This is a genomic window from Jatrophihabitans sp. (assembly GCF_036389215.1).
GTDB lineage: Bacteria > Actinomycetota > Actinomycetes > Mycobacteriales > Jatrophihabitantaceae > Jatrophihabitans_A.
Genome location: NZ_DASVQG010000208.1, coordinates 1 through 8,329 on the forward strand (window position 1 = coordinate 1; position 8,329 = coordinate 8,329).

Consider the following 8,329-nt stretch of genomic DNA (forward strand, 5'->3'; position numbering starts at 1 on the left):
CTACCTCGCCGAGAAGGCGCTGGCGGCCGGGGCGCGGGTCGAGGAAGTAGCGGCTGCCAGTGGTTTCGACCCATGGTTCGTCGACCAGATCCTGCTGGTGCACGAGGTGGGTGTGGAGGTCCGGGAGGCCCCGTCGCTCACGCCGGAGCTGCTGCGCCGGGCGAAGCGGCACGGCCTGTCCGACCGCCAGATCGCGGCACTGCGGCCGGAACTGGCCGGCGAGGACGGCGTGCGGCTGCTGCGGCACCGGGCCGGCATCCGGCCGGTGTACAAGACGGTCGACACCTGCGCCGCCGAGTTCGCGGCCCTGACCCCCTACCACTACTCCAGTTACGACTCCGAGACCGAGGTCAGCCCGCAGCCCGATCGGCCGAAGGTGCTGATCCTGGGCAGCGGGCCGAACCGGATCGGGCAGGGCATCGAGTTCGACTACTCGTGCGTGCACGCGGTGATGGCGTTGCGGGACGCCGGCTTCGAGACGGTGATGGTGAACTGCAACCCCGAAACGGTCTCCACCGACTACGACACCGCCGACCGGCTGTACTTCGAACCGCTGACGTTCGAGGACGTGCTGGAGGTGGTGTACGCCGAGCAGCAGTCGGGAACCGTCGCCGGGGTGATCTGCACGCTGGGCGGCCAGACCCCGCTGGGCCTGGCACAGCGGCTCAAGGACGCCGGGGTGCCGGTGCTGGGCACCCAGCCCGAGGCCATCGACCTGGCCGAGGATCGCGGCGAGTTCGGCCGGGTGCTGGCGCTGGCCGGGCTGCCGGCGCCCAAGCATGGGCTGGCCACGTCGTTCGAACAGGCCAAGCAGGTGGCCGACTCGATCGGGTATCCGGTGCTGGTCCGGCCGTCCTACGTCCTGGGCGGGCGGGGGATGGAGATCGTCTACGACGAGGCGGGCCTGTCGACCTACATCGCCAAGGCCACCGACATCGCCCCCAGCCACCCGGTGCTGGTGGACCGGTTCCTCGACGACGCGGTCGAGATCGACGTCGACGCCCTCTACGACGGCACCGACCTCTACCTCGGCGGCGTGATGGAGCACATCGAGGAGGCCGGCATCCATTCCGGGGACTCGGCCTGCACGCTGCCGCCGATCACCTTGAGCAACAGCACCATCGACCGGGTCCGGTCGGCGACCATGCGGATCGCCCAGCAGGTCGGGGTCCGGGGCCTGCTCAACGTCCAGTACGCCTTCAGCGGGGACGTGCTCTACGTCCTGGAGGCCAACCCGCGGGCCAGCCGGACGGTGCCGTTCGTGTCCAAGGCGACCGCCGTCCCGCTGGCCAAGGCGGCAGCCCGGATCTCGGTCGGTGCCAGCATCGCCGAGCTGCGGCAGGAAGGCATGCTGCCCAGGCACGGCGACGGCGGCGAGCTGCCCGCCGACGCTCCGATCGCGGTCAAGGAGGCGGTGCTGCCCTTCCACCGGTTCCGCTCACCGTCCGGGGATCTGGTGGATTCGGTGCTCGGGCCGGAGATGAAGTCCACCGGCGAGGTGATGGGGCTGGACAGGAACTTCGGCTCCGCCTTCGCCAAGTCCCAGGCCGCGGCGTACGACTCGCTGCCGACCAAGGGCACCGTGTTCGTCTCGATCGCCAACCGGGACAAGCGGGCGGCGATGTTCCCGGTGCGCCGGCTGTTCGACCTGGGCTTCCGGGTCCTGGCCACCACCGGGACCGCGCAGGTGCTGCGGCGCAACGGGGTGCCGGCCGAGGTGGTCGGCAAGTACTCGGAGGGACCGGGCAACATCGTCGAGGAGATCCTGGCGGGCCGGGTGAACCTGGTGCTGAACACCCCGTTCGGCTCGCCCGGCAACTCCGGGCCGCGGATCGACGGCTATGAGATCAGGACGGCCGCGGTGCAGGTCGGCATCCCGTGCCTGACCACCGTCCAGGCGATTGCGGCGGGGGTCCAGGGCATCGAGGAACTTCTCCGCGATGATGTGACGGTGGCGTCCTTGCAATCACATCACCGGGCGCTGGCCGACTGGCGGGCCGGGACCGGCAGATGAGCTTGCCAACCGGAGACAGCCGATGAGCGTGCGAGCGGAGACCAGCAGATGAGTACCGAAACCGACACCGCCGCATCGGGTTCCGCGACCGGGCCGGCTCCAACCGGCCCGGTGCAGGAGGTCGGCGAGATCTTCGACATCACCAGGTTCGGCGACTACACCCAGCTGACCATGGTCGCGCCTGGGGTGGCCCGGGCCTTCGCGCCGGGCCAGTTCGTCGCGGTGGCGGTCGGCGGCCCGCGGACCTCGATGCTGCTGCGCCGCTCGTTCGCGCTCTACGGCGTCAAGCCCGGTGGCGAGTTCGCCGGCACCATCCAGTTCGTGGTGGACCCGCACGGGCCCGGAACCGACTGGCTGGTCGGCCAGCGGATCGGCAGCCGGCTGAACCTGGTCGGCCCGCTCGGGGTGCCCTTCCCCATCCCGCGGGATGCGGTGCCGGCCGTGCTGGTCGGCGGCGGTTACGGCACCGCGCCGCTGCTGCCGCTGGCCGAGCGGCTGCTCGCGCTGGGCAGCGAGATCGAGATGATCGTGGGAGCCTCCCGCGCCGGCCGGCTGTTCGGCGAGTTGCAGGCCAAGCGGCTGATCGGCAAGGTCACCGTGACCACCGACGACGGCTCGGCCGGCCAGTACGGCCAGGTCACCGATCCGCTGCCGTCGGCGATCGAGCGGCTGGGTGCCGAGATCGTCTATGCCTGCGGGCCGATGGGAATGCTGGCCGCGGTCGGCGAGGTGGCCCGGGCTCATGCCATTCCGGCGCAGGTCGCGGTGGAAGAGGCGATGGCCTGCGGGATCGGGGTGTGCATGACCTGCGTGCTGCCGGTCCGGGGCGCGGACGGGGTGTCGCGGTTCGTCCGCTCGTGTGTGGAGGGACCGGTCTTCGAGGCCGGCCGGGTGCGCTGGGCCGACGTCGGGACGTTGCCGGCAGACCTGTACGGAGCCGATGGGATGGGGCGCTAGATGGCTGACCTGCGGACCTCGCTGGGGCGGCTGCAGCTGCCCAACCCGGTGCTGACCGCGTCCGGCTGCGCGGCGGCGGGCAAGGAGCTGAGCCAGTTCTTCGACGTCGCCGAACTCGGCGGCATCGTCACCAAGTCGATCATGCTGCGGCCGCGCTCGGGCCGGGCGACGCCCCGGATGGCCGAGACGCCGAGCGGGATGCTGAACTCGATCGGGCTGCAGGGCCCGGGCATCGACTCGTTCCTGGCGCACGACCTGCCCTGGCTGCGCGAGCGGGGCGCGCGAGCGGTGGTGTCGATCGCCGGGCGGCACACCGACGAGTACGTGGCGCTGGCCAAGCGGCTCTACAACCACCCGGTCGACCTGATCGAGGTGAACATCTCCTGCCCGAACGTCGAGAGCCGGGGCCAGGTGTTCGCCTGCGACCCGATCGCGGCCGGCCGGGTGATCTCGGCCGTCCGGCGGGCGGCGCATCCCAACGTCCCGGTGTTCGCCAAGCTCTCGCCCGACGTGACCGACATCGGGCTGATCGCCCGGGCGGTCACCGACGCCGGCGCCGACGGGATCTCGCTGATCAACACCCTGCTGGGCATGGAGATCGATCTGGACACCCTGCAGCCGGCGCTCGGTGGGGTGACCGGCGGGCTGTCCGGCCCTGCGGTCCGTCCGGTGGCGCTGCGGTGTGTCTGGCAGGTGCACCAGACGGTGCCGCACCTGCCGCTGCTCGGGATGGGCGGGATCATGACCGGCCAGGACGCGCTGCGGTTCCTGCTGGCCGGTGCGTCGGCGGTCTCGGTCGGCACCGCGGTGTTCCACGACCCGGGCGCGCCGGTCAGGATCCTTCGGGAACTGAACGCCGAACTCGACGCCCGCGGGTTCAGCTCGGTGACCGACGCGATCGGCTTCGCGCACAAGAGCCCGCAGCAGCAGGCCGCGCTGCGGACCGGGGTGACCCACCCGGTGTCGGTGTGAGCTTCGGCCAGCGGCTGGCCACGGCGCTGGACCGGCGCGGCTCGCTGTGCCTGGGCATCGATCCGCACGCCCAGCTGCTCGAGCAGTGGGGGCTGGCCGATGACCTGGCCTCGCTGGAGCGGTTCTCGCTCAGCTGCGTGGAGGCCTTCGCCGACCTGGCCCCGGTGATCAAGCCGCAGTCGGCCTTCTTCGAGCGGTTCGGCTCGCGCGGCATCGAGGTGCTGGAGCGGACCGTCGCCGCCGCCCGGGCCGCCGGTGCGCTGGTGCTGCTGGACGTCAAGCGCGGCGACATCGGCTCGACCATGGCCGCCTACGCCCAGGCCTACCTCGACCCGGCCTCGGACCTGGCGGTGGACGCCATCACGCTCAGCCCCTATCTCGGCGTCGGCTCGCTCGAACCCGCCTTCGAGCTGGCCGAGCGGCACCAGGCCGGCGTGTTCGTGCTGAGCCTGACGTCGAACAAGGAAGGGCCGCAGGTGCAGCACGCCCGGCTGGCCGACGGCCGGACGGTGGCCCAGTCGGTGATCGACGAGCTGGCTTTGCGCAATGCCGGGGCGGAGCCGCTCGGCTCGTTCGGCGTGGTGGTGGGGGCCACCATCGGGGACTCGGTGGCCGAGCTCGGGCAGCTGAACGGGCCGTTCCTGGTGCCGGGCATCGGCGCTCAGGGCGGCACCGCCGCCGACGTCCGGCGGATCTTCGGGGCCAGCTTGCCGGCGGTGCTGCCCAGCGTGTCCCGGGAGGTATTGCGGGCGGGGCCGGAGCTGCCGGCCTTGCGAGCCGCAGCCGAGCGGGCCATCGAGGATTTCCTTTTCCTGCGTGGCTGATCATCGCTGATGTGGTGACTGACATATCACCTCAACGGATTCCGGCCAGTACGAGCTAAGCGCGGTGAAATCGCCATGTGAAGGTGTGGGCACCTGCCTGGCCGAGTCCTAACCCGCGCGACAGCCGTCGACACGATGTGACCGCGCATGGCAAGGTGTACTGCTCAAGAATCGATTCCGCGGTGCAGTGGGGGACGTGGGGGACGTGGGGGACGTAGATTCTGCCGAGTTGACATTGCGCCGGCGCGAAGTAAGAGCGCAGGAAAAATCCACCCGCAACAACACCTTGATCGCGGTTGCCTCCTTCCTTGTCAGCGCCGCCGCGGTTGCAACCTCAGTCATCTTCTCAAGCCGCACCCTTGACCGCTCGACTGAGCAGTTCAAGCAGAGTTCCCGTGAAGAGCACTACAGCGTCATCGTGTCTGGATTGGATAGCGAAGCCGCAGCGGTTCAGAACAATTCCATGTGGCTTCTTCGGGAGTTCGTTCAGGACCCGTCGAACTACGGGAACAACAAAGATGCTCAAGAAGCCGGCGCTCGAGACGCAATCCAAACACTCAGTGCGTTCATCGAGGACAACAGTGTCGTCAAGGGCAAGACCGGTCTGACCTATTACGAATCCCCTCAACCAATCATCCTTTCCCGGGCGATGAAACACCTGAAGGCCATAGACAGCGATGCCAAGCTTGGATCGCATGACGCCGACGTGAGCCACGGCAACTTCCATGGTCTTTCACTCCCAGATTTCGCGCCGAACGGGTCCTTCCTCGCCGTAGCAGCCGATTTTCGCCGAGCCAACCTGAGCAACCTAAACCTGAGCGCGCAGACTGCGGACCTCAGGTACGCATTCTTCACGTGTGCCCACCTCGAAAATTCCCGGCTCGGGACGGCGAGACTGTATGGTGCCGATCTGACCGGCGCGAACCTCGCAGGCGCAGACTTGAGCCGGGCGCAGGACCTGACCTCCGAGCAGTTGCATGGAGTCACGATCTCGTCGAAGACGCGTCTTCCGGCCTCCGTCACTACCGACGGGAAGCCTTCCTGGGGCGCCGACTCGAAGAAGTGCGGGCAGCTCGTCGACCGGATGACCGGCATGCACGGTGGGCAGGGATATACGTCGTGGCACCCGTGTCCCACTGACACCACAGTCGCTGAGGAGATGCATACCGACCCACCCTTTGATGGACGTGTGCGGGACTTGGTGACCGCCTGCACGATGCGGCATCAGTAAGGCGCAGTGACGCTCGCCGATCTACCGGGCGTCGGTTGAGCGGTAGCGTGACGCTCATGGCGATCCCTCGGCTCAGCGCGGAGCAGCGGGCCGGTGCGCTGATGGTCGCCACCGCCGCCCGGGCGGCACGGGCGCAGGCTCGGGCCGACCTCAAGACCGGCCGGATCGGCCTCGCCGAGCTGCTGGAGCGGGCCGACGTCGACTCCCACCTGGCCTCGATGCGGGTGACCGCCCTGCTGGCGGCACTGCCGGGCTACGGCAAGGTGCGGGCCGCGGCACTGCTGAGCGAGCTGCGGATCGCCGAATCCCGCCGATTGCGCGGATTGGGCCCTCATCAGCGCGCCGCGTTACTCCAGCGAATCGAGCAGACGGCACAATCTCGGTCATGACCGGACCAGCCGAGGACGCCATGGTTACCCCCGCCCGACTCACCGTCCTGTCCGGGCCGTCCGGGGTGGGCAAGGGAACCGTGGTGGCCGAGGTGCGCCGGCTGTTCCCGCACGTGTGGGTGTCGGTCTCGTGCACCACTCGCAAGCCGCGCCCGGGCGAAGCGGACGGGGTGCAGTACCACTTCGTCAGCGACGCCCAGTTCGACGAGCTGATCGCGACCGACCGGCTGCTGGAATACGCCACCTTCGCCGGCCACCGCTACGGCACGCCTCGCAAGCCCGTCGAGCAGCACCTCGCCGCCGGCCGGCCCACCTTGCTCGAGATCGAGCTGCAGGGCGCCCGCCAGGTGCGGCAGCGGATGCCCGACGCCCAGTTCGTGTTCCTCGCGCCGCCGTCGGAGCGCGTCCTGCGGGACCGGTTGACCGGGCGTGGCACCGAGTCCGACGACGTGATCGAGACCCGGCTGGCCGTGGCCCGGGATGAGCTCGATGCCCACCACGAGTTCGACGTCGTGGTGATCAACGACGATGTCGAGCGGGCCGCCGCCGAGGTGGTGTCACTGCTCAGCGCCGCGGTGTCGTGAAAGCGGTGTCCTGAAACCGGTGTCCTGAAACCGGTGTCCTGAAAGCCGTGTCCTGAAAGCCGGCCCGACCTAGGCTCAGTCGACCACCTTGGTGGCCGAGACCAAGGCGGCCAGCCCCTTCTTGGCGTCGCTGAACAGCATGCTGGTCTTGGGATCCCCGTACAGCTCGTTGTCGATGCCGGCATAGCCCGAGGCCATCGAGCGCTTGATGACGATGATGCTGCGGGCGTGGTCGACGTCCAGGATGGGCATGCCCGAGACGGCGTTGCCGGGACGGCGAGCGGCCGGGTTGGTGACGTCGTTGGCGCCGATGATCAGGGCCACGTCGGTCCGGTCGAACTCCGGGTTGACGTCCTCCATCTCGCGCAGCTGGTCATAGGGCACGTTGGCCTCGGCCAGCAGGACGTTCATGTGACCGGGCATCCGGCCGGCCACCGGATGGATCGCGTAGGACACCTCGATGCCCCGGCTCTCCAGCAACTCCCCGAGCTCGCGCACCTCGTGCTGCGCCTGCGCGGCGGCCAGGCCGTAGCCCGGCACCACGATCACCTTGCTGGCATAGGCCAACTGCAGTGCGGCGTCGTCGATGGCAATCGACTTGACCGAGCCACCGCCGCCCGGGCCGACATCGATGCCGCTCGCGCCGGTGCCGAAGCCGCCGGCCATGATGCTGAGCACCGAACGGTTCATCGCATCGGCCATCAGCTTGGTCAGGATGCCGCCGGAGGCGCCGACCAGCGCACCGGCGATGGTCAGGGTGGCGTTCTCCAGCACGAAACCGGCCATCGCGACGGCGGTGCCGGTGAAGGCGTTCAGCAGCGAGATGACCACCGGCATGTCGGCGCCGCCGATCGGCAGCACCATGCCGATCCCGAGGCCCAGCGCGGCGATCAGCACCAGGCCCAGCAGCCAGGGGCTGTACGCCCCGGCGATCACCGCGATTCCGGCGGCCACCGCTGCCAGCGCCAGGACCGCCGAGACCAGCCGCGAGCCGGGGAAGTTGATCGGCTGGCTCCAGTAACCCTGTAGCTTGGCCGCGGCGATCAGCGAGCCGGAGAAGGTCACGCCGCCGATCAGCACGTCGAGCACCCCCGCAGTCGCGATGCCCGCCGAGACATGGCTGTCGTGCTGGTAGTCGGCCAGCGCGATCAACGCCGCGGCCCCACCGCCGACCGCGTTGAACAGGCTGACCAGCTGTGGCATCTGGGTCATCGCCACCGCCCGCGCCGAGTACAGCCCGGCAGCGGAACCGATCAGGGCGCCGCAGATCAGCACCAGCCAGCGGGTTGCGTTCATGGTGCCTCCGTCGGACACCGACACCAGCACCGCGATGATCGCCACCAGCATTCCGAAGGCCG

General features: G+C 69.4%; 8 protein-coding genes. 7 read left to right on the forward strand and 1 reads right to left on the reverse strand.

Annotated elements, in window-relative coordinates; all coding sequences use genetic code 11:
• The 7 genes from carB to gmk form a co-directional block, all read left to right on the forward strand.
• Positions 1 to 2,014 (forward strand): carbamoyl-phosphate synthase large subunit (gene carB, locus VF542_RS11185; protein ID WP_408651788.1); only part of this gene is annotated, 2,014 nt, incomplete at its 5' end.
• Positions 2,015 to 2,062: 48 nt separating this feature from the next.
• On the forward strand, positions 2,063 to 2,971 hold the full coding sequence (locus VF542_RS11190) for a dihydroorotate dehydrogenase electron transfer subunit (RefSeq protein ID WP_408651789.1): 909 nt from the start codon (positions 2,063 to 2,065) through the stop codon (positions 2,969 to 2,971).
• Positions 2,972 to 3,943: a dihydroorotate dehydrogenase gene (locus VF542_RS11195; protein WP_408651790.1), complete on the forward strand. Its 972-nt coding sequence runs from the start codon at positions 2,972 to 2,974 to the stop codon at positions 3,941 to 3,943.
• Positions 3,940 to 4,767: an orotidine-5'-phosphate decarboxylase gene (pyrF, locus tag VF542_RS11200; protein ID WP_408651791.1), complete on the forward strand. Its 828-nt coding sequence runs from the start codon at positions 3,940 to 3,942 to the stop codon at positions 4,765 to 4,767. Before VF542_RS11195 ends, pyrF begins: the two co-directional genes overlap by 4 nt.
• A 229-nt stretch (positions 4,768 to 4,996) precedes the next feature.
• Positions 4,997 to 5,998 (forward strand): pentapeptide repeat-containing protein, encoded by a 1,002-nt coding sequence (locus tag VF542_RS11205; RefSeq protein ID WP_408651792.1) that lies wholly within the window; start codon positions 4,997 to 4,999, stop codon positions 5,996 to 5,998.
• 56 nt (positions 5,999 to 6,054) lie between these two features.
• On the forward strand, positions 6,055 to 6,387 hold the full coding sequence (gene mihF, locus VF542_RS11210; RefSeq protein WP_408651793.1) for an integration host factor, actinobacterial type: 333 nt from the start codon (positions 6,055 to 6,057) through the stop codon (positions 6,385 to 6,387).
• Positions 6,384 to 6,971 (forward strand): guanylate kinase, encoded by a 588-nt coding sequence (gmk, locus tag VF542_RS11215; protein WP_408651794.1) that lies wholly within the window; start codon positions 6,384 to 6,386, stop codon positions 6,969 to 6,971. The genes mihF and gmk overlap by 4 nt, the downstream gene beginning before the upstream one ends.
• 75 nt (positions 6,972 to 7,046) lie before the next feature.
• Here the strand turns inward: gmk and VF542_RS11220 are convergent.
• On the reverse strand, positions 7,047 to 8,329 hold a 1,283-nt coding region (locus tag VF542_RS11220), incomplete at its 5' end, for an NAD(P)(+) transhydrogenase (Re/Si-specific) subunit beta (protein ID WP_408651795.1).

What these genes read in the sequence shown, in the direction of transcription:
- VF542_RS11190 (WP_408651789.1), top strand. Translation starts at nt 2,063, where the DNA reads ATGAGTACCGAAACCGACACCGCCGCATCGGGTTCCGCGACCGGGCCG.
- mihF (WP_408651793.1), top strand. Translation starts at nt 6,055, where the DNA reads ATGGCGATCCCTCGGCTCAGCGCGGAGCAGCGGGCCGGTGCGCTGATG.
- gmk (WP_408651794.1), top strand. Translation starts at nt 6,384, where the DNA reads ATGACCGGACCAGCCGAGGACGCCATGGTTACCCCCGCCCGACTCACC.
- VF542_RS11195 (WP_408651790.1), top strand. Translation starts at nt 2,972, where the DNA reads ATGGCTGACCTGCGGACCTCGCTGGGGCGGCTGCAGCTGCCCAACCCG.